We start from the raw sequence: 19,601 nt of genomic DNA, 5'->3' as shown, positions 1-19,601 counted from the left end.
TTGTTGTGGACAAGGACTAATGGTTCTCTTAGCATGGTAACAACGACGCGCCGGAGAAACCGTGATCAACGAAGGCTTGCTGCACGCCACCCTGCCGAAGGATACTTCGGACGCCTCCATGGTGCGCTGGATGCGCCTGGTACTGGCGGTAGCGTGCCTGTTTACCCTCGTGGTGGAGCCGGCCGGCCGCGCCGACGTGGTGTCGCTGGGCGTGTTCCTGGCCTACCTGCTGCAAAGCGTGACCCTGCTCTTGCTGGCCAACCGCGCCCTGCTGGTGCGCAGCAAGCTGGTGCACTGGCTCGACGTCGGCTGGTTCACGCTGATGGTGTATGTCACCGGCGGCGATTCCAGCTTCTATTTCCTGCTGTTTTTCTTCGCCATCCTGACCGCGGCCTTCAGCCACGGCTTCGAGGACGGCGCCCGCATCACCATTGCCGCCTCAATGGCCTTCGCCCTCACATCGCTGTACACGCATAGCGAAGCCGAGATGGCGGTCACGATGCTGCGCGCCACCTTCCTGCTGGCGCTCGGCTACATGATCGCGCACTGGGGCGGCATGGCCATGATCCAGCGCCAGCGCATGGCCCTGCTGCACGCGGTGAGCCAGATGTCCAATCCGCGCTTCGGGGTCGACCGCACCATCAGCTCCGTGCTGGAGCAGACGCGCCAGTTCTACCACGCCCACAGCTGCATCCTGCTGATGCACGATAACGGCGCCGCCAGCTGGACCCTGCGCGCGGCCAGTTCGGCCAATGCCGGGCGGCCGATCCACGCCAGCAACCTGGCGCCGGATGCTGCCGCGCCGCTGCTGGTGTGCGGCGAGGACGCCATTTTGCTGATGCGCCAGCCGCGCGGCGCCTGGCTGCGCCGCGTGCTGCAGATCAAAAGCTACGACAGTGAACTGCTGTGCTGGACGGAAGAAGATGCCGAGGCCGGCGAAACCCTGGCCGAACTGCTCGATGCGCTGTCGCTGATCGCGGTGCCGCTGCCGCTGCGGCGCGGCTCGGGACGCCTGATCGTGGTATCGCAGCGCCACCACTTCCACAAGTCGGACGCCCTGTTCCTGCTGCAGATCGCGGCCCAGGCCTTCCCGGTGATCGAGAATATCGAATTGCTGGACCGCATGGCATCGGAAGCGGTGTTGCGCGAGCGCGAGCGTATCGCCCGCGACTTGCATGACACCACGATCCAACCCTATATCGGCCTGCGCCACGGCGTCTCGGGCATCCGCCTGAAAGCCGATCCCGGCAACCCGCTGGTGCCGGACCTGGACAACCTGCTCGACGTCACCTCGCAGGTGGTGCGCGACTTGCGCAACTACGCCAAGAGCCTGCGCGGCGGGCTGGAAATGAAGGAGCCGGAATTGCTGATTGCGCTGCGCCGGCAGGCGGCGCAGCTGCGCCAGTTCTATGACGTGCACATCAATGTCGACACCAAGGGCGAGTTGCATATGAGCGACCGGCTGGCGGCCGAAGTGTTCCAGATCGTCAACGAGGGCATGAGCAATATCTGCAAACATACAACAGCGCGCAACGGCTATATCGAGCTGGCCTGCACTGCCGGCCAGTTGAGCGTGCGAATTGAGAATGAATGTTCGGGTCAGCCGGTGCTAGACTTTACACCGAGCTCTATCGCTGAACGCGCTGCTGCGCTGGGCGGCGAAGCGCGCGTGCTGCGCGGTCGCCAGAACAACACTGCGGTACAGATCGTGATTCCGGTGTGAGGGGCATATGGGGCAAGCCGATAAACGTATCCGCATCATGCTGGTTGATGACCACAAGACCCTGCTATGGGGCTTGGGCAAGCTGATCGAAAGCGAAGCGCTGAACATGCTGGTGGTCGGCACCGCGCGCGACTGCGACAGCGCGCTGTCCATGGCGCCCGAGGTGCTGCCTGACGTCATCCTGCTGGACATCGACCTGGGCGGCACCTGTTCGCTCGACATCATGCCGCGCCTGCTGGCCGGCTGTAACGGCGCGCGCGTGCTGGTGCTGTCCGGCACGCGCGACCGCGAACTGCTGGACCGTGCGGTAATGCTGGGCGCACGCGGCGTGGTCAGCAAGGATGAACCGGCCGAGAATGTCCTGAAAGCCATCGAAAAAGTGCATGGCGGCGAGCTGTGGCTCGATGGCATCATGCTGAGCCGCGTGTTCGAAGCCATGCGCAATCCGCAAGGGACGCGGCGGCAGGACCCCGAACTGGACAAGATTTCCCAGCTGACCGCCAAGGAAAGGCGCATCTGCAGCTTAATCGCAACAGGCGGCGGTGCGGTTAACAAGGCGTTGGCGCAACAGTTGTTTATTTCCGAGCACACTTTACGCAATCATTTGACCACCATCTACCACAAGCTCGGCGTATCAAACCGCCTCGACCTTTACGTGTTCGCCACCAAGCACAGGCTCGACCAGGCCGACCTGTAGCGTCATCCTCGCCCCTTGCCCACTACCGGCAGGGGTGCCGAAAATATTTCCTCCAATATATCTTCATTGAACCGGGACAAATGTCCCGATTCCTGCTGGAAAAAGAGGAGTTCTGTCATGGCCCAAACAGGACAGATGTTTGATGGAACTCAAACCGCACAAGCCTAAAGTGGACTCATCAGCACGGCAGACATGTCGGCTGAGACTAGAACCAGGCAAGGCCAACACAACCATGTCCGGAGTACAGAATGCGTAACAGATTCACGCCGCCCCGAATCGCAAGCTTCATCGCCGAGGAAGACGGCCGGGCCTTTTACGAATATGTGCTTGTAGCCTCACTGACAGTTGTCGTCGGCATCATTGTGCTTCTAGCGCTTGGAAAAGGCAGGTGAAGCGGGCTTGTTCCGTGAAGCTGCAAACACTTTGGTGCAGTTAATTAAACGTCCTGAAAGGAATCATCATGAAAGCCATCCAAAAATTCATCCGCGACGAACAAGGCGTAACCGCAATCGAATACGGCCTGATCGCTGCCCTGATCGCTGTGGTGATCATCGCCGCCGTGAAACTGATCGGTACCCAGCTGGATAAGACCTTCGACAAGATCGGCACGGCGCTCACCTCGGCCAACAGCTAAATCTTGCAACTTCGTCCGGCGAGGCAACATCGCCTCCCCGGACGAACTTTTACCTGGAGGTCGATCGTGAAAGACCAATTCTTACGCTTCCTCCGCAAAGACACTGGCGTCTCGGCAATCGAGTACGCGTTGCTGGCAGGCCTGATCGCCGTGGTCATCGTTGTCAGCGTCGGCACCGCCGGCACCCAGCTCCTTGCGCTGTTCACCTTCGTCAAATCCCAAGTCATGTTGGCCACATCATGAGCGCCGTCCTGATCCAACGCATCGCGACCCGCCCCAGCCTGCCCCGCGCCCTGCTGCGCGAACATGGGCTGCTGCTGGCCATCGTCGGCCTGGAACTGGCCGCCGCGCTCGTGCTGTGCGCCGCCTACCCGGAAAAATACCGCCACAACCTGCAACTGGAAGGCTACCTTGCCACGCTTGCCATGGGCCTGGTCTTTGCACTGTGCGGCTACACAATTTACGTCATGATCTTCAAGCGCCCCGACCAGCTGGTGCGCTACCTGAAACAACACCTGGCGGCTTACCTGACGCGCGAACGCCTGCTGTTTGCCGCACCGGTGCTGGGCATGATGCCGCTGTTCGCCGCCAGCTTCACCGTGCTCAAGGCCGCCGTGCCGATGGTACAGCCCTATGCCTGGGACGCCCGCATGGCTGCTGCCGACGCCTGGCTGCATGGCGGCGTGCAGCCTTGGCATCTGCTGCAGCCCGTATTCGGCAGCCCCCTGATGACGGCCATCCTGAATTTCAATTACCACCTGTGGTTCTTCATCGTGCTGGCCACCGTCTACTGGCTGGCCTTCAACCTGGAACGCCGCCAGCTGCGCATGCAGTTCATGCTGAGCTTCGTGCTGAGCTGGAGCCTGCTCGGCAATGCCCTGGCCATGGCCTTCTCTTCCGTCGGGCCTTGCTACTACGGCTTCATGGTTGGCGGCGCCGATCCTTTTGCCGGCTTGATGCACTACCTGCGCGATGCCGACAAGGTGATCCCGGTCATGGCGCTGCAAGTGCAGGACACGCTGTGGCACGACTACTCGCTGCATAGCGGCACCAATGCCCTCAGCATTTCCGCCATGCCCAGCATGCACGTAGCCAGCTCGGTGCTGCTGGCACTGCTCGGCTGGCGCCTGCACCGCGCCGCCGGCATTGCGCTCACCATGTTTGCCGTGCTGATCCAGGTCGGCTCGGTGCACCTGGGCTGGCATTACGCCATTGACGGCTATGCCGGCGCCTTGGGCGCCATCCTGATCTGGACCCTGTGCGGCAAGCTGCTGCAGCGGAGCGAACAATGAGCTTCGATAGCCGCGCCCTGCTGCCGATCGCGCTGCTGGCCTGCCTGCTGGCATGGGCCGTGGCCAGCGACGTACGCAGCCGCCGCATCCCCAACCAGCTGGTGGTGCTGGGCCTGCTCGCCGGCCTGGCGCTGCAGAGCACCGTAACACCGGGCGCCGGCCTGTTCAGCGAACCGTTCGGCGCGCTGGGCTTGCTGAAGGCGGCAGCGGGCATGGTGCTGGGCCTGGTCCTGCTGCTCCCAATGTATGCACTGGGTGCAATGGGCGCCGGCGACGTCAAGCTGATGGCGATGCTGGGAACCTTCCTCGGCCCACTGGATATCCTGGGCGCCGGTTTGGCCAGCGTGCTGGCCGGCGGCATGCTGGCCCTGCTGGTGGCCCTGTGCCAGGGCAGTCTGCGCAAGGTGAGCGGCAACGTCAAGGAAATGGTGCTGGGCAGCGTGTTGCGCGGCATGACTGGCGGCAGCGCCCGCATCGATGCCCCGGTCGCTGCCACCGGCCAGTTGCCCTACGCCGTAGCGATTGCCAGCGGCACGGTGTGCTACCTCTTATTGACCCGTTACTTCGGCTGGAGCCTGCTATGAATGCCAACCACATCCTCGGTTCGCGCGCTGTCAACGTGCTTGCCGCCGCTGCGCTGGCCAGCGTCTGGCTGCTGTTCTCGGTAGCCCATGCGCGTGCCTTCAACACGAGCGGCGACTGGACCTACCTGCTGTTCGTGGCTTCCGAAACCCTGGTGGCGGCACTGTTCATGCTGCGCTCGGAACCAGCTGCGGTATCGCACTCGCCGCTGGACTGGGCGCTGGCCATCGCCTCCACCGGCGCCCCTTTCTTCTTCGCCCCCAACGGTGAAGGCATGCTGCCTGCTGCACGCGCCCTGATCGTGCTTGGCGTGCTGCTGCAGATCGGCGGGCTGCTGTCGCTCAACCGCAGCTTCGGCCTGGTGGCCGCCCGGCGCCAGATCAAGACCAGCGGCCTGTACCGCTGCATCCGCCATCCCCTGTACGCCAGCTACCTGCTCAGCTACGTGGGCTATGTGCTGTCCAACACGAGTTTCGACAATGCCGCCACCTGCCTGGTTGCTTCCCTGTTGCTGCTGGCCCGCCTGCAGCGCGAAGAACGGTTCCTGTCGCGCGACAGCGAATATTTGCTGTATATGCGCCGCGTGAAATACCGCGTCCTGCCACTGGTGTTTTAAGAGAGGTCCGCCATGCCTGCCGATTTTGAAGAACCAAGCAAGCGCCCCTGGGCTGACGACCCGCTGCGCGTTCCCGCACCGCGCACGGTGGAAGAAACCGGGCTGCCCTTCCTGCTGCTGGTGGAACTGGCCAGCAAGGTGCTGTACCAGCGCGGCCAGATCAAGCTCAACGACCTGGCCGGCCACCTGAAGCTGCCGCCCTCGGTGCTGGACCCGGTGCTGTCGTTCATGCGCACCGAAAAACTGATGGAGATGATGCGCCGCGGCAGCAGCAACACCGACGCCGACATCGTCTACAACCTGTCCGATACGGGCCGCGCCCGCGCCGCCGAATTCGTGCGCCGCGACGCTTATGCCGGCGCGGCCCCGGTCACCTTTAGCGATTATGCCGAACGCGTGCGCGCCCATAGCGTGGCGCATATGCACGTCAAGCGCGAACACATCCGCAAAACGTTCGATGGCATCGTCGCCAGCCCTGCAGTGCTTGACCAGTTGGGCGCGGCCATGAACAGTGGCCGCGCCATCTTTATCCACGGTCCGGCCGGCAGCGGAAAAACCTACCTGGCAGAGCGCCTGAACGGCCTGCTGCAGGGACAGATCGCCGTGCCCCATGCGCTGCTGGTCGATGGCGACATCATCCCGGTCTACGACCCGGTGCTGCATACCGCCATCGAAGACACGGCGCCGGCGGGCATGCTGTTCGACCGCCGCACCCCGCGCGACCAGCGCTGGGTGCGCAGCCAGCGACCTGCCGTGATCACCGGCGGCGAGCTGACCCTGGAAGCGCTCGACCTGCGCTTCGACCCTACGACCCGCCTGTACCAGGCGCCGCCGCACCTGAAGGCCAACGGCGGCATCTTCATCATCGACGACCTGGGGCGCCAGCGCTGCTCGCCGGTCGAACTGATGAACCGCTGGATCGTACCGATGGACCGCCAGCTCGACTACCTGTCGCTGCAGAACGGCTACAAGTTCCCGGTGCCGTTCGACGTGGTGGTGATCTTCTCCTCCAACCTGCCGCCCGATTCGCTGGCCGACGGCTCCTTCCTGCGCCGCCTGGGCTACAAGATCCATGTCGGCCCGCTGCAGCCGGAACAGTACGAAACGGTGTTCCGCCAGGTCTGCCAGCGCTTCTCGGTGCCGTTCGAGGCCGAGACCTTCGCCTGGCTGATGCGCCAGCACCATACGCAAGAACGGCCGCTGATGGCCTGCTATCCGCGCGACCTGGTATCGCAATTGCGCGACCTGGCCGCCTATGAAGGACGCCTGCCCACGCTCGACACCGCATCGCTTGAATGGGCATGGAATAACTATTTTGCTGCGATTTAACGCCAAGGACGCAAGGGGATAATCATGAGGAACACACGAGCAATGATCATGATGGTGGTAGCCATCGCCCTGGCCTTCGTGGCCGTTGTGGTGGCGGCGCGCTGGATCAGCGCGCAAGCCAGCGGTACCACCGCCAAGGTGGCCGTAGCGCAAGTGGACATCAGCCTGGGCGCGCGCATCACGCCCGACATGGTGCGGCTGGTCGACTGGCCCGCTTCGGTGCAGCCACCGGGCGCAATCAAGGACGACAAGGCACTGGAGTCGCGCGTCACCCGCACCAGCATTACACGCGGCGAGCCGATCCTGGAAGGCAAGCTGGCGCCACCGGGCACCCTGGGCGGGCTGTCGGCGGTGGTGGCCGAAGGCAAGCGCGCCATGACGGTGCGGGTCAACGACGTGGTGGGCGTGGCCGGCTTTGCCCTGCCCGGCAACTACGTCGACATCCTGGTCAACACCCAGGAAGAAGGCCAGCGCACCCAGACCAAGGACCCGACCATCTCCAAGATCGTGCTGGAACGCATCCTGGTGCTGGCCGTGGCGCAGGAATCTTCACGCGACGAAACGAAGCCGAAAGTGGTCAATGCGGTGACGCTGGAGCTGACCCCGGAGCAAGTGGAAAAGCTGGACCTGGCGCGCAGCGTCGGCAGCCTGTCGCTGGTGCTGCGCAACCAGGTCGACCCGAATCCCGCCCTGACCACCGGCGCCACCAAGACCACACTGCTGGGCGCCGCCGCGCCGGAGCCGGCAGCAAAGGTGGCAGCCGCAGCCCCGGCACCGAAGCCCCTGCCAATCCGCAAAGTGGCCACCGTACCGCCACCGGGCGTGAAAGTGGAAATGATCAAAGGTCTGGACCGCAGCAGCCAACAATTCTGATACGGAGCTACTCATGAAAAGGTTAAGCACCGCTGTACCGAGCATCCTGGGCGCCCTGCTGGTCTTGCCCTCCCTGCTCACGCCGGCCGCCGCCCAGGTGGGTGCCGAAGCAGCCGTCGTGGCACAACAGCCGAAGATGAAGGCCAAGGGCAGCAGCGCGCCCGGCAAGAAAGCGGACGCGGCGCTGCCGCCTGCGCTGCCGGAAGGCCGCACCGAGCTGGCGCCGGCCATGCAGCTGGCCGAAGGCAAATCCAGCATCGTGCGCCTGCAGCACCCGGCGGCACGGGTGGCGGTGGGCGATGCGCGCATTGCCGACGTGATCCTGCTCAACCAGCGCGAAGTGTATATGCTGGGGCGCACCGTCGGCACCACCAACCTGATCGTGTGGCAAAAGACCGGTGACACCGTGATTGCCGACCTCACCGTCAGCGCCGACACGGCCACCCTGCAGGCCGGCATCGACAAGCTGACCGGCCAGGCCGGCATGGTCAAGGTGAGCGCAGCAGCCGACTCCATCATGCTGAGCGGCACCGTACCGGACGTAGTGATGGCCGAACACGTGCTGCAGATGGCCAATGCTTTCGTCACACGCCAGCGCCCCACCGGCGGCGGCCCTGGCAGCGGCTCTTCCGCGCCGGCCGGCTCCAGCTCGCAGCCGGCGGCCAGCGGCGAAGGCGGCATATCGCTCAAGGTCATCAATATGCTGAGCGTTGCAGCGCCACAGCAGGTCATGCTGGAAGTAAAAGTCGCGGAAGTCTCGAAAAGCCTGGTCGACCAGCTCGGCGCGAGCATCGGCCTCAACCACACTATTGGCAACTGGACCTATACCCTGCTGTCGAACCTGTTGACCGGCAATCCGTCGCTGGCCAGTGCCTTCAAAAGCACCAACGGCAATTCCTTCACCATCGATGCCCAGAAGCGCGATGGCCTGGTGAAGATGCTGGCTGAACCTAATCTGATGGCCATCAGTGGCCAGGAGGCAAGTTTCCTCGCCGGCGGCAAGATCTTCATCCCGGTCGCCTCTACCCCCGATGGCGGCGGCTTTACCCGCATCACGCTGGAGGAGAAGGAATTCGGCGTCGCTGTGCGCTTCACGCCGACCGTGCTGGGCGACGGCCGCATCAACCTGAAAGTGGCACCGGAAGTGTCTGAACTGAACAAGGAAGGCGTCGGCATCTCGGCCTCCGGTGTCAACGGCACGGCCATCCTGCCTTCGTTCACCACACGCCGCGCCGCGACCACGGTGCAGCTGTTCGACGGCCAGAGCTTCGCCATCGGTGGCCTGATCAAGAATAATACCAGCACCAATATCAAGGCCGTGCCGGGGCTGGGGGAAATCCCGGTGCTGGGCGCCTTGTTCCGCTCCAACGACTTCCAGACCGACCGCACCGAACTTGTGTTCGTGATTACGCCACACCTGGTCAAACCGCTGCCGCCCGACTTCGCCAACAACCTGCCGACGTCGAACGTGACGGACCCTGGCCGCGCGGAACGCATCTTCAACGGCAAAATGGAAGGCGAGCCGCCGCAGAACAAAAACCAGAAACAACCTGCCCAGAAGTCGGGCGGATTCGACTTGAACTAGGAGGCCATCATGAACCATCATTTCCTGCGCGCTGCCGGCACCGCCCTGCTGCCGCTCACCCTGGCCGCCTGCGTGGCGCCAGCGCCCAACGTCGACCGCAATCTCGGCATGGCCACTACCGATATGCGCAATGCGCAAATCATGAACCCCGGCGCCGATCGCAATATGGCGGCGCCCATGGGGCTGGACGGGCCGGCCTCCAAGGCCGCTTACGACCAGTACGTGAAGTCCTTCAAAGCACCTGAAAAGAACACCAACACCTTCCTGATCGGCGTCGGCCGCTAGGAGACTGCCATGGCCCAGCACACCCTCAAGCATCACCAGCAAAGCGGCGCAGTCGCCGTAATGTCTGGCCTGCTGCTCATGCTCGTCCTGATCCCGGTCAGCGGCCTGGTGCTGGACCTTGGCCACCTGTACATCGTCAAGACCGAGCTGCAGAACCTGGCCGACGCCGCAGCCCTGGCCGGCGGCAAGGACCTGGACAACACCGACGCGGGCCTGAACAAGGCCGTGGCGTCGGGCAAAGCGCTGGCGCTGAAGAACCGCTACGACTTCGGCGGCACGCTGACGCTGGAAGATGCCAACTTCCGCTTTGCCGCCAGCCCGGACGGCCCCTGGTACACGCTGGCGCAAAGCCTGGGCAACGCCACCGGCCGCACCTTCGTCGAAGTCGATACGCGGGTCGGTGGTACGGGCGGCGCCGCGCAATCGATCAATACCTGGCTGATGCGCATCGCCGGCGACAACAGCACCTCCACTTACGGCTGGGCGGTGGCCGGGCGCTTCGTCAACACGGTGACGCCGGTCGGCATCTGCGCCATCGACCCGAGCCGCCGCACCGACAACTATGACTACGGCAGCTTTACCGAAGTGGTCGAATTCGGCTTCCGCCGCGGCGTGTCGTACAACGTGTTCGACCTGGGATCACTGGGCGGCGCCACTTCCGACCCGTACCAGATCAATCCAGTGAACTCGCCGCCAAACGGCTGCGTCCCGGCCAATTCGTCGACCAATGTCGTCGAGCCATTTATCTGCGTCGGCAACAGCGCGGTACTGCCGACGGGCATCGGCCAGGTGTACACCAATACCGGCGTCTCGGCCACGCTGGAAAACGCGTTCAACTCGCGCTTCAATGATTACTCGGGCGGCTCCAAGTGCGATCCGGCCACGGCGCCGCCCGACATCAACGTGAAAGAGTACATCTCAGGCAGCGGCGAAGCGCCGGCCGCCTGGCAGGATACCGGCGGCACCGCCCTGCCCAGCCAGCAGTCGATCAGCACCAGCGGCAGCCCGAAATTGCCGCAATACTCGCTGCCCTCGGAAGCCAGGGCCAGCGCCACCCCGGCCAATGTCTGGCCGAGCACGGTCTCGACGCGCGTGGCAACGCCAACCCCGTATAGCGAACACGGGGTGCTGTGGTCTTACACGCCAGCCATCCAGGCCAACGGCAGCACCGAGGTCACGCCGGCCCAGGCCAACGGCACCATCGGCAGCAATGTCATCGGCACCGACAAGCTGATGTACGGATTGAAAGGCAGCGCCACCGACTACATCAGCGCCGCCACCTACCCCACCAGTGTCGGTGCCGGGTTCACCTCGCAGCACGCAGCGCCTTACAACCAGGCCAGCGGCCCGACTTTCCTGGCGCCGGCCGGCCGCCCCGGGGTCGAGGATCGCCGCATCCTGAACATCGTCCTGATCGACTGCCGCACCCCACCTGTGGGCAGCGCGTCCTGCGGCGTCATGAACGTGGTCGGCATCGGCAAGTTCTTCATGCAGCGCAAGGCCGACCTCGGCGGCTCGCCGAAGAAGCTGTGGGTCGAATTCACCGGCCTGGTGGAACCAGTGCCGTCGTCCGAAGTCAAACTGTACAAGTGAGCGCCATGCGAACCTGCCCTTCAACCAAGCAATCCGGCGCCGCCCTGGTCGAATTTGCGCTGGTGGTGACCATCCTGTTCCTGCTGCTGGCGGGAACCTATGAATTCGGCCGTGCCTTCGCCTACTACGACGCCCTGAGCAAGGCCACGCGCGACGGCGCCCGCTATATGAGCGTGGCGAAAAAAGCCGGCATCAGCTCCAGCTCGGTCAGCAACGCCAAGGATATCGTGGTCGCCGCTGCCAACGCCGCCAAGGTGCCGGGTTTCGCACGCAGCAACGTAGTGGTCACCTGCCTGGATGCCTCGTACAACGACAGCTCCTGCATCGACGGCACCGCCCCGGGCGGGGTACGGGTCGAGATCAGCGGCTACGCCATCAACATCGGCCAGACCATACCGCTCGTCGGCAACTCGGTGCGGCTGATCAACCTGACCCCGCGCACCACCATGCGCTATATGCTGTGAGGATGCCATGCGAACCCCAGCCCGCCCCAGCCTGAAGCGCCAGACCGGCGCCGCGATCGTGGAGTTTGCCATCATCGGCGCGCTGCTGCTGGCCTTCATCTACGCCATTTTCGAGTTCGGGCGCATGATGTTCGTGTATAACTCGATGCAGGAAATCAGCCGCCGCGGCGCGCGCGAAGCGACCGTACGCTGGGTTTCCGACAGCGCCACCATCAAGAGCCTCGCGCTGTTCGGCGCCAGCACCTTGCCGGGCGGTCCGGAAATCACCAATGCCAACATTTTTATCCGCTACCTGCGCTCGAATGGCGTGGATACGGTCAGCACCGTCCCGCTCGACGCCGGCGACAACCTGGCCGCCTGCAACGACATCACCCGCGCCACGGAATGCATTGTGTACGTCGAAGTATCGGTCAAGAATGTCGAATACCGGCCGCTGATCTTCAAAGCCGGCGCCGTCACCGCGTCGCGCCCGCTGAACGCCATGCCGGAAGCCACCACCGTCGTCTACGCCGAAAGCCTCGGCTTTACCAATTGAGTGATGCCATGAAGATCACAGCCATCTCCAGCAACGATAAGCAACTATTCGAAATCGCCCGTATCCTGCGCGAACGCAGCCAGACCGACCAGGTCGACGTGCTGCCGGGCCTGCTGGACAAGCTGCCGCGCTTCGACGGCATGGGTCCGGACCTGCTGCTGGTAGCCCAGCCGCTGCTCAATGGCGACGACCTCGATCGCCTGGAAACGCTCAGCGTGCAGCACCCGGACATGGCGATCATCGTCGCCTGCACCCAGCAGACGCCCGACTTCCTGATGCAGGCGATGCGCGCCGGCGTGCGCGAGGTGATGCCGCTCCCGCTCGACGGCGCCGCGCTGCAGGCGGCGGTGCGCCGCCTCGACGAAAAGCGCAACTTCAGCGCCCGCTCGCTGGGCAAGGTGCTGGCCTTCATTTCCTGCAAGGGCGGCAGCGGCGCCACCTTCCTGGCCGCCAACCTGGGCTATGCGCTGGCCGCGGCCGAAGGCAAGAAAGTGGCGCTGTTCGACTTCAACCTGCAGTTCGGCGACGCTTCCCTGTTCGTCTCCGACCAGCGTCCTGCCGCCAGCGTGGCCAGCGTGGCGCAGCAGATGCACCGCCTCGACGCTTCGCTGCTGTTTTCCAGTATGGTACAGGTGACCCCGAATTTCCACGTACTGGCAGCGCCGGACGACCCGACCCAGGCCAACGACGTGCATCCCGAGCACGTCGACGCCCTGCTGCGCCTGGCGCGCCAGCACTATGACTTCGTACTGCTTGATATCGGACGCAGCCTGGATGCCGTCTCGGTGCGCGCCCTCGACCAGGCCGATATGATTTTCCCCATCCTGCAAGCCACGCTGCCGTATATCCGCGACGGCAAGCGGCTGCTGCAGGTGTTCCGTTCGCTGGACTATCGGAAGGACAAGATCCACCTGATCGTCAATCGCCATTCGAACAGCGGCGACATCCGCCTGCGCGACTGCGAGCAAGCCTACGGCATGGAAATGTTCCGCACCATCCCGAACCACTACGAAGCAGCCGCCGCCTCGGTCAACCAGGGCGTGCCGATCCTGCAGCTGCAGCGCGCCAGCCCGATTTCCAAGGCATTGCAGGACCTGGCGCGTACCCTGGCCGGCGACAGCAGTAGCGAGTCGCGCGGCTGGTTGTCACGCATCCTCCAGCGCGCATAGCCCCGCGCCCCCAGCCCAGCCCATGGAGCCGATCATGCAGATCCCTACCCCGAACCTCCGCAACCGCCTTGGCACGACGCCGCCCCTCAACGGCAACATCGCCGCCCTGCGCACTTCCGAAGCGATCGACAACCGCGCCTACCAGCAGCTCAAGCACCGTATCCACCAGACGCTGCTGGACCGGGTCGACCTGGAGAGCATGCAGCGCCTGACCCAGGACCAGATCCGCGACGAGCTGAAGATCCTGGTCGAGCGCCTGCTCGAAGAGAACATGGTGGTGATCAACGACAGCGAGCGGCGCAACCTGACACGCGACATCCAGTATGAAGTGCTGGGCTTCGGCCCGCTGGAACCGCTGCTGGCCGACCCCAATGTGTCGGACATCCTGGTGAACGGGGCGCGCCAGGTATACGTCGAGCGCAAAGGCTGCCTGGAGCTGACGTCCATTACCTTCAATGACGACTCGCACCTGATGAAGATCATCGACAAGATCGTGTCGCGTGTGGGCCGCCGCATCGACGAATCGAGCCCGATGGTCGATGCGCGCCTGCCGGACGGATCGCGCGTCAATGCCATCATCCCGCCGCTGGCCATCGACGGCCCGGTGCTGTCGATCCGCCGTTTTTCGGCCGACCCGCTGGGCATGACGGAACTGGTCAGCTTCAACTCGATGACCGAAGCCATGGCCACCATCCTGCAGGCGCTGGGCAAGAGCAAGGTCAACATCCTGATCTCGGGCGGCACCGGCTCCGGCAAGACCACCATGCTGAACGCGATCTCCGGCTACATCAACCACAGCGAGCGCATCGTCACCATTGAAGACGCCGCTGAACTGCAGCTGCAGCAACCGCATATCGTGCGCCTGGAAACGCGCCCGCCGAATATCGAAAACAAGGGCGAGGTGACGCAGCGCGCCCTGGTGCGCAACGCCCTGCGCATGCGCCCCGACCGCATCATCCTGGGCGAGGTGCGCGGCGCCGAAGCGCTGGACATGCTGCAGGCCATGAACACAGGCCACGAAGGATCGATGGCCACCATCCACGCCAACACCCCGCGCGATGCGCTGACCCGGCTGGAAAACATGATCAGCATGGGCGCCGCCGGCCTGCCGGTGAAAGCGATGCGCCAGCAGATCTCTTCCGCCATCGGCGTGGTGGTACAGGTGGCGCGCCTGACCGACGGCAAGCGCAAGCTGATGTCGATCCAGGAAATCACCGGCATGGAAGGTGAAATGATCACCATGCAGGAAATCTTCTGCTTCAAGCAGACCAGCGTCGGCACGGACGGTTCGGTGCAGGGCTTCTTCAGTGCCACCGGCGTGCGGCCGCGCTTCAGCGAACGCCTGCGCACCTTCGGCGTTACCCTGGCCGACGACATGTTCGACCCAACCGTACAAAAGAGGATGTAAGCCATGGACTACCTCTATTACGTAACCGGCATCCTGGTCTTCCTGGCCGTGGTGCTGCTGATCGAAGGCATGTACCTGACCTGGAATTCGGCCAAGGGGCCGGAAGCGGAACGGGTGGCGCGGCGGCTGCGCATGATGTCGGCCGGCACTCATGCCGGCGGCGAAAGCGCTTCGATGATCAAGAAGCGCCTGCTCAGCGAAACCCCGGCCTTCCAGCGCCTGCTGCTGCAGATGCCGCGTGTCAGCCAGCTTGACCGGCTGCTGGAGCAATCCGGCATCACCTGGACAGTGTCGGACATGATCGTGCTGTCGCTGATCTGCCCGGTTCTGGTGGGCGGCCTGGGCCTGTTCCTGCGCCTGCCGCTGTACCTGGTGCTGCCTTTGATGGCGCTCTCGATCTTCATCCCGCTGCTGCTGGTGCTGAGCGCCAAAAGCAAGCGCCTGGCCAAGGTCGACCACCAGTTGCCGGACGCGCTGGACCTGATCGGGCGCGCACTGCGCGCCGGCCACGCCTTCCCGACGGCGATGAAGATGGTGGGCGACGAAATGAACGCACCGATCGCCGATGAATTCAAGGCCACTTTCGACGAGGTCAATTTCGGCATCTCGATGAACGACGCGCTGATGAACCTGGCCACCCGCGTGCCAAGCACCGACCTGCGCTACTTCGTGATCGCGGTCATGATCCAGCGCGAGACTGGCGGCAACCTGGCCGAACTGCTGGACAACATCAGCAAGATCGTGCGCGAGCGCATCAAGCTGCTGGGGCAGATCCGCGTGCTGTCGGCCGAAGGCCGCATGTCGGCCTGGGTGCTTGGCCTGCTGCCGTTTGCCGCGGCGCTGATGATCCAGATCACCAACCCCAGCTTCCTGGCCGTACTGTACACCGACCCGGCCGGGCAGAAAATGGTCGCAGGGGCACTGACCATGATGTTCCTCGGGGTGCTGGCAATGCGCAAGATCATCCGGATTCGCGTCTAGCGGGAGACTGACATGAGCATCCTTCAAATGGCTTTCCTGGCCCTGGTATTCCTGCTGGTGTTCGGCACCGCCTACGTCGTCATGCTGCGCTTCAGCGGCAATCCGGTGCAGGGCCGGCTGCAGCAGGTTACCGACCTGCCCAGCGCCTCGCGCCGGCGCGAGCGCATCAGCCCCACCCTGCTGTCGCGCATCGCAGCCTGGCTGGCGCCGGTCGCCAAGCTGTCCGGCGGCGAAAGCGAGGAATGGGAGAAATCGGCGCTGCGCACGCGCTTCATGAATGCGGGCTTGCGCCATGCGTCCATGGGCCCCTTGTACTTTGCCGCCAAGACGGCGCTGGCCATCATCCTGCCGCTGGCGCTGTATGCCTCGCTGGTGCTGGCGAACTCCCGCATGTCCGGCAATGGCTTGATGTTCTGGCTGCTGCTGGCGGCGGCACTGGGCTACTACCTGCCGAACTTCGTGCTGCGCTGGGCGGTCAACCGCCGCCAGCTGGAGGTTTTCGAATCCTTCCCTGACGCGCTGGACCTGATGACCGTCTGCGTCGAGGCAGGCCTGGCGATGGATGCCGCCCTGCTGCGCGTGGCCGACGAAATCGGCATCAAGAGCCCGATCCTGGCCGATGAACTGAACCTGGTGACGCTCGAACTGCGTGCCGGCCTGTCCAAGGAACGCGCCCTGCGCAACCTGGCGCTGCGTACCGGCGTGGAAGACGTGGATGCACTGGTGGCGATGCTGATCCAGGCCGAACGCTTCGGCACCAGCATCGCCGATTCGCTGCGCGTGCAGTCCGAACAGTTGCGCACGCGGCGCCGCCAACGCGCCGAAGAAGCTGCCGCAAAGATTTCGCTGAAACTGCTGTTCCCGTTGATCTTCTTCATCTTCCCATCGCTGCTGGTGGTGTTGATGGGGCCTGCCTTTATCTCGATTTACCGCGTCCTGCTGCCAACCATGGGCGGCACCGACGCTGGCTAGAAAGGAATTGCCATGATCAAGCTCAAGCCAATCGCCTTGGCCGCAGTCGGCTGCGGCCTACTCTCGGCATGCAGCGCTCCGCCTCAATCGCGTCCGCTGGCCCTGCAGCCTGTGGTGCGCGGCGACATGCCGGGCAACCAGGCCGCCAGCTGGAACCGGCTGGCGCGCTTCCACCACGAGCGCGGCCAACTTGCCCTGGCGCTTGGCGCTTATGCGCAATCGCTGGCCCTCGACGCCAACCAGCTCGAGGCGCGCAATGCGGTAGCGGTGATCGAAGCGCAGCGCGGCGACCTGGAATCGGCACGCACAGCCCTGTTAAAGGTGGTCAATGACTATCCCGGTGAAGCCCAGCCTCACACCAATCTTGGTTATGTGCAGTATCTCATGGGCGACAATGCCGGTGCCGCGCAGACCCTGCGCCGCGCCATGGCACTGGGGGCCGGTGCGAAAGCGTTCCAGAACCTGCAGCTGGCGGAAGCAGCAATGGGGAAGGCGCCTGATCCCGGTGCGCCGCAGCTGTCGGCAGCACCAGCCGCCGCACCAACAGTTGCGCCAGCCGCGCCCGCGCCTTCGGTCCTGGCACCATCCGTTGTAGCCGCGCCCGCGGTGGCGCAGTCCGTCGTAGTGCCAACAAAAGATGCTCCGCCAATGCCCGCCCCGATTCTTGCCGCTTCGGCAGCAGCCGTGCGATCTGTCGAAGCGCCACCGGTGGTAGTGGCAGATGCTGCCAGCCCGAACCTGGCCCTCCTGGCTGAGGCCAACGCGGCACCGGCACCGGCGCGCGCGCCCCGCAAAGAACCGCAACAGCTGACCATCCTGCCGTCCAGCGCTGCGCGCGATGGCGCCAGCCGTATGGAATTGATCCAATTCGCCGGCAACGTATACGAGCTCCGAGCCCGTGTTGCCGACGAGCCGGCAGCCGCGCCGGCCGAATCCGCGGCACCAATCGTCGCCGCCGCCGAAGTGAAACCCGCGGTGCAGGCTGCCGTGCCGGCCGCAACGGCCAGCCAGGTGCGCATGGCGCGCCTTGAGGTGTCGAACGGCAACGGCGTCACCGGCATGGCGCGCCGCTTCCGCAGTGTGCTGGGCCAGATGGGGGTTCCAGTTGACCGCCTGAGCAACGCCAAGCCTTACCGGCAGGTGGTGACCATCATCCAGTACAGCCCCGGCTTTGAAAAACAGGCCGCCAGCCTGCAAAAAGCCCTGCAAGGCAAGGTGCAGCTCTCCAGCCAGCAATTGGCAGCCAGCGATCTGCGGCTGGTGCTCGGCAAGGACGCCCGCGCCAGCCTGGCCGCCGCCACCGAAGCGGCGGCGATGTCGATGGTCGCCATGCAGCACAAGGACTAAGCTCCCAGTTCGCGCTGCAGGAAGCGCCAGATCTCCGGCGCCTGCAGCGCAGCTATATTCAGGCGCATGAACTGGGACGGCAGCTGGCTTGGCGAGAACAGGCTGCCCGGCGCCAGCAGCAGGCCCTGCCCCATGGCCTTCTCGGTCAGCACATTGGTGTCGCGCCCCGCATCCACCCACACGAACATGCCCGCAGGCGGCGCGCTGGCGATGCGCATTCCCGTTTTCTCCAGCTGGCGTACGGTGCGCGCGCGCAGGCCGTCAAGGCGCGCACGGATGCGCTCCGTATGCTTGCGGTAGCTGCCTTCGGACAGCACCTTGTGCACCACCCGTTCGCCGATATCGCTGGTGGTCAGCGTCTGCAGCATCTTGCGGTCGGCCAGGCGCAGCGCCATTTCTTCCGAGGTGGCGATAAAGCCGACGCGCAGGTTGGCGGCCATGGTCTTGGAAAAGCCGCCAAGGTAGATCACGCGCTTCAACTGGTCGAGCGCCGCCATGCGGGTCGCGGGCTGCACGCTGCTGCCGGGGTGCAGCTCGCAGTAGATATCGTCTTCCACGATGGTGATGCCGTGTTCCTCCGCGATGCGCAGGATCTGGAAGGCCTTGGCGGCCGACAGCGAAGTTGAACTGGGGTTGTGCAGCACGGAGTTGATCACGTACAGCTTGGGCTTGTGGATCGCGGCCAGTTCGGCCAGTTGCGCAATATCGGGGCCGTCAGCCAGGCGCGGGATGCCGACCACGCGCGCACCCAGTGCGGCGAAAGAGCCGAACATCAGGAACCAGGCGGGATCGTCGACAAACACCGTATCGCCGGGGCGGGTGAATTCACGCGCCACCATGTCCAGCGCCTGCGTCACGCCGGCGGTAGTGACGATCTGCTCCGGCGTGGCGCCGATTTCGAGCTCGGCCAGCTTGTGCTGCAAATGCTGGCGCAGTGGCAGGTAGCCTTGCGGCACGCCGTAATTCAAGAGGATGCTGCTGTGCTGGCGGCTGATGGCGCGCAGCGCATTGCCGATCGCCACCCCATCGAGCCAGTCGGCCGGCAGCACGCCGGTGCCCGGCATGTGCTGGTGCGGCACGGTGCGGAACATATTCCGCACCAGCCATACCACGTCAAGCCCCTGCGTGCCTTCCGGCTGCGCCAGGCCGGGCTCGCGCGTGGCCGGCTGCGGCGCCTGCAGCGGCGCACGGTCGCGGATATAGAAGCCGGCGCCGCGCCGCGATTCCAGGTAGCCGCGCGCAACCAGTTTGTCGTAGGCGCCGACCACCGTGAACGGCGACACGCCGTGCGAGGCGGCGAATTGGCGGATCGATGGCATGCGAGCGCCGGCGCGCAGTACGCGGTCGTCGATGCGGGCGGCAACGCTGCGCACGATCTGGTCGCTGAGCGACTCCCCGCCTTCGCGGCTTAGCAAGATTGTATTGGTCATATCACCATCACAGTGCGTGAAATTATCCGTGCAAGTGTATTGGTACTGTACTGGTTACTTATTCTACGATACACCCATCCCCTTCC

Annotated in this window: 20 protein-coding genes; 19 read left to right on the top strand and 1 reads right to left on the bottom strand. The window is 64.4% G+C overall.

Features of this window, described 5'->3' with window-relative positions:
- Window positions 1-61: 61 nt before the first annotated feature.
- From ASD07_RS23720 to ASD07_RS23640, 19 genes are all read left to right on the top strand, one after another.
- Complete coding sequence (locus ASD07_RS23720) at window positions 62-1,723, top strand: sensor histidine kinase (protein ID WP_055936019.1); 1,662 nt, start codon at window positions 62-64, stop codon at window positions 1,721-1,723.
- A 7-nt stretch (window positions 1,724-1,730) separates the two neighbouring features.
- Complete coding sequence (locus ASD07_RS23715) at window positions 1,731-2,420, top strand: response regulator transcription factor (RefSeq protein WP_055936016.1); 690 nt, start codon at window positions 1,731-1,733, stop codon at window positions 2,418-2,420.
- A 460-nt stretch (window positions 2,421-2,880) separates the two neighbouring features.
- Entirely contained in the window at window positions 2,881-3,054 is a 174-nt protein-coding gene (locus ASD07_RS30420) for a Flp family type IVb pilin (protein WP_082507538.1), read from the top strand.
- Window positions 3,055-3,120: 66 nt separating this feature from the next.
- Window positions 3,121-3,297: a Flp family type IVb pilin gene (locus tag ASD07_RS30415; RefSeq protein ID WP_082507537.1), complete on the top strand. Its 177-nt coding sequence runs from the start codon at window positions 3,121-3,123 to the stop codon at window positions 3,295-3,297.
- A complete protein-coding gene (locus tag ASD07_RS23710) occupies window positions 3,294-4,346 on the top strand; it encodes a phosphatase PAP2 family protein (protein WP_055936013.1) in 1,053 nt (350 codons plus the stop codon). Before ASD07_RS30415 ends, ASD07_RS23710 begins: the two co-directional genes overlap by 4 nt.
- Window positions 4,343-4,930 carry a prepilin peptidase gene (locus ASD07_RS23705; RefSeq protein ID WP_055936012.1) on the top strand — a complete coding sequence of 196 codons (588 nt, stop codon included), beginning with the start codon at window positions 4,343-4,345 and terminating at the stop codon, window positions 4,928-4,930. Before ASD07_RS23710 ends, ASD07_RS23705 begins: the two co-directional genes overlap by 4 nt.
- A complete protein-coding gene (locus ASD07_RS23700) occupies window positions 4,927-5,544 on the top strand; it encodes an isoprenylcysteine carboxylmethyltransferase family protein (protein ID WP_055936009.1) in 618 nt (205 codons plus the stop codon). The genes ASD07_RS23705 and ASD07_RS23700 overlap by 4 nt, the downstream gene beginning before the upstream one ends.
- 12 nt (window positions 5,545-5,556) lie before the next feature.
- On the top strand, window positions 5,557-6,873 hold the full coding sequence (locus ASD07_RS23695; protein WP_200953848.1) for an ATP-binding protein: 1,317 nt from the start codon (window positions 5,557-5,559) through the stop codon (window positions 6,871-6,873).
- Between the two features lie 24 nt (window positions 6,874-6,897).
- Complete coding sequence (cpaB, locus tag ASD07_RS23690) at window positions 6,898-7,746, top strand: Flp pilus assembly protein CpaB (protein ID WP_055936006.1); 849 nt, start codon at window positions 6,898-6,900, stop codon at window positions 7,744-7,746.
- 13 nt (window positions 7,747-7,759) lie between these two features.
- The gene (locus ASD07_RS23685) at window positions 7,760-9,331 is read left to right on the top strand and encodes a type II and III secretion system protein family protein (protein WP_055936003.1); all 1,572 of its coding nucleotides are present in this window, start codon (window positions 7,760-7,762) and stop codon (window positions 9,329-9,331) included.
- A gap of 9 nt (window positions 9,332-9,340) precedes the next feature.
- On the top strand, window positions 9,341-9,616 hold the full coding sequence (locus tag ASD07_RS23680; protein WP_055936000.1) for a hypothetical protein: 276 nt from the start codon (window positions 9,341-9,343) through the stop codon (window positions 9,614-9,616).
- A gap of 9 nt (window positions 9,617-9,625) precedes the next feature.
- Window positions 9,626-11,209: a pilus assembly protein TadG-related protein gene (locus ASD07_RS23675; RefSeq protein WP_055935997.1), complete on the top strand. Its 1,584-nt coding sequence runs from the start codon at window positions 9,626-9,628 to the stop codon at window positions 11,207-11,209.
- 5 nt (window positions 11,210-11,214) lie between these two features.
- Complete coding sequence (locus ASD07_RS23670; RefSeq protein WP_055936433.1) at window positions 11,215-11,673, top strand: TadE/TadG family type IV pilus assembly protein; 459 nt, start codon at window positions 11,215-11,217, stop codon at window positions 11,671-11,673.
- 7 nt (window positions 11,674-11,680) lie between these two features.
- Window positions 11,681-12,208 carry a TadE/TadG family type IV pilus assembly protein gene (locus ASD07_RS23665; RefSeq protein WP_055935994.1) on the top strand — a complete coding sequence of 176 codons (528 nt, stop codon included), beginning with the start codon at window positions 11,681-11,683 and terminating at the stop codon, window positions 12,206-12,208.
- Between the two features lie 8 nt (window positions 12,209-12,216).
- Window positions 12,217-13,377: an AAA family ATPase gene (locus tag ASD07_RS23660; RefSeq protein ID WP_055935990.1), complete on the top strand. Its 1,161-nt coding sequence runs from the start codon at window positions 12,217-12,219 to the stop codon at window positions 13,375-13,377.
- Between the two features lie 34 nt (window positions 13,378-13,411).
- Window positions 13,412-14,785 (top strand): CpaF family protein, encoded by a 1,374-nt coding sequence (locus tag ASD07_RS23655; protein ID WP_082507536.1) that lies wholly within the window; start codon window positions 13,412-13,414, stop codon window positions 14,783-14,785.
- A gap of 3 nt (window positions 14,786-14,788) precedes the next feature.
- Window positions 14,789-15,766 (top strand): type II secretion system F family protein, encoded by a 978-nt coding sequence (locus ASD07_RS23650; RefSeq protein WP_055935986.1) that lies wholly within the window; start codon window positions 14,789-14,791, stop codon window positions 15,764-15,766.
- A 12-nt stretch (window positions 15,767-15,778) separates the two neighbouring features.
- Window positions 15,779-16,738, top strand: a complete 960-nt coding sequence (locus tag ASD07_RS23645; RefSeq protein WP_055935983.1) for a type II secretion system F family protein — start codon at window positions 15,779-15,781, stop codon at window positions 16,736-16,738.
- 12 nt (window positions 16,739-16,750) lie between these two features.
- The gene (locus ASD07_RS23640; RefSeq protein ID WP_055935981.1) at window positions 16,751-18,085 is read left to right on the top strand and encodes a LytR C-terminal domain-containing protein; all 1,335 of its coding nucleotides are present in this window, start codon (window positions 16,751-16,753) and stop codon (window positions 18,083-18,085) included.
- On the opposite strand, the gene ASD07_RS23635 is transcribed toward ASD07_RS23640, so the two are convergent.
- A complete protein-coding gene (locus ASD07_RS23635) occupies window positions 18,082-19,515 on the bottom strand; it encodes a PLP-dependent aminotransferase family protein (protein ID WP_055935978.1) in 1,434 nt (477 codons plus the stop codon). The genes ASD07_RS23640 and ASD07_RS23635 overlap by 4 nt on opposite strands.
- Window positions 19,516-19,601: the final 86 nt, after the last annotated feature.

The organism is Duganella sp. Root336D2 (assembly GCF_001425005.1).
Lineage (GTDB): Bacteria > Pseudomonadota > Gammaproteobacteria > Burkholderiales > Burkholderiaceae_D > Rugamonas.
The sequence above is the reverse complement of the archived record's forward strand: the minus strand, read 5'-3'. Positions and strand labels throughout refer to the sequence as shown.

Coding starts and splice junctions, on each gene's coding strand:
- ASD07_RS23650 (WP_055935986.1), top strand. CDS start 14,789: ATGGACTACCTCTATTACGTAACCGGCATCCTGGTCTTCCTGGCCGTG.
- ASD07_RS23685 (WP_055936003.1), top strand. CDS start 7,760: ATGAAAAGGTTAAGCACCGCTGTACCGAGCATCCTGGGCGCCCTGCTG.
- ASD07_RS23715 (WP_055936016.1), top strand. CDS start 1,731: ATGGGGCAAGCCGATAAACGTATCCGCATCATGCTGGTTGATGACCAC.
- ASD07_RS23645 (WP_055935983.1), top strand. CDS start 15,779: ATGAGCATCCTTCAAATGGCTTTCCTGGCCCTGGTATTCCTGCTGGTG.
- ASD07_RS23675 (WP_055935997.1), top strand. CDS start 9,626: ATGGCCCAGCACACCCTCAAGCATCACCAGCAAAGCGGCGCAGTCGCC.
- ASD07_RS23700 (WP_055936009.1), top strand. CDS start 4,927: ATGAATGCCAACCACATCCTCGGTTCGCGCGCTGTCAACGTGCTTGCC.
- ASD07_RS23660 (WP_055935990.1), top strand. CDS start 12,217: ATGAAGATCACAGCCATCTCCAGCAACGATAAGCAACTATTCGAAATC.
- ASD07_RS23695 (WP_200953848.1), top strand. CDS start 5,557: ATGCCTGCCGATTTTGAAGAACCAAGCAAGCGCCCCTGGGCTGACGAC.
- ASD07_RS23710 (WP_055936013.1), top strand. CDS start 3,294: ATGAGCGCCGTCCTGATCCAACGCATCGCGACCCGCCCCAGCCTGCCC.
- ASD07_RS23655 (WP_082507536.1), top strand. CDS start 13,412: ATGCAGATCCCTACCCCGAACCTCCGCAACCGCCTTGGCACGACGCCG.
- ASD07_RS23640 (WP_055935981.1), top strand. CDS start 16,751: ATGATCAAGCTCAAGCCAATCGCCTTGGCCGCAGTCGGCTGCGGCCTA.
- ASD07_RS23635 (WP_055935978.1), bottom strand. CDS start 19,515: ATGACCAATACAATCTTGCTAAGCCGCGAAGGCGGGGAGTCGCTCAGC.
- ASD07_RS30420 (WP_082507538.1), top strand. CDS start 2,881: ATGAAAGCCATCCAAAAATTCATCCGCGACGAACAAGGCGTAACCGCA.
- ASD07_RS23680 (WP_055936000.1), top strand. CDS start 9,341: ATGAACCATCATTTCCTGCGCGCTGCCGGCACCGCCCTGCTGCCGCTC.
- ASD07_RS23705 (WP_055936012.1), top strand. CDS start 4,343: ATGAGCTTCGATAGCCGCGCCCTGCTGCCGATCGCGCTGCTGGCCTGC.
- ASD07_RS23665 (WP_055935994.1), top strand. CDS start 11,681: ATGCGAACCCCAGCCCGCCCCAGCCTGAAGCGCCAGACCGGCGCCGCG.
- cpaB (WP_055936006.1), top strand. CDS start 6,898: ATGAGGAACACACGAGCAATGATCATGATGGTGGTAGCCATCGCCCTG.
- ASD07_RS23670 (WP_055936433.1), top strand. CDS start 11,215: ATGCGAACCTGCCCTTCAACCAAGCAATCCGGCGCCGCCCTGGTCGAA.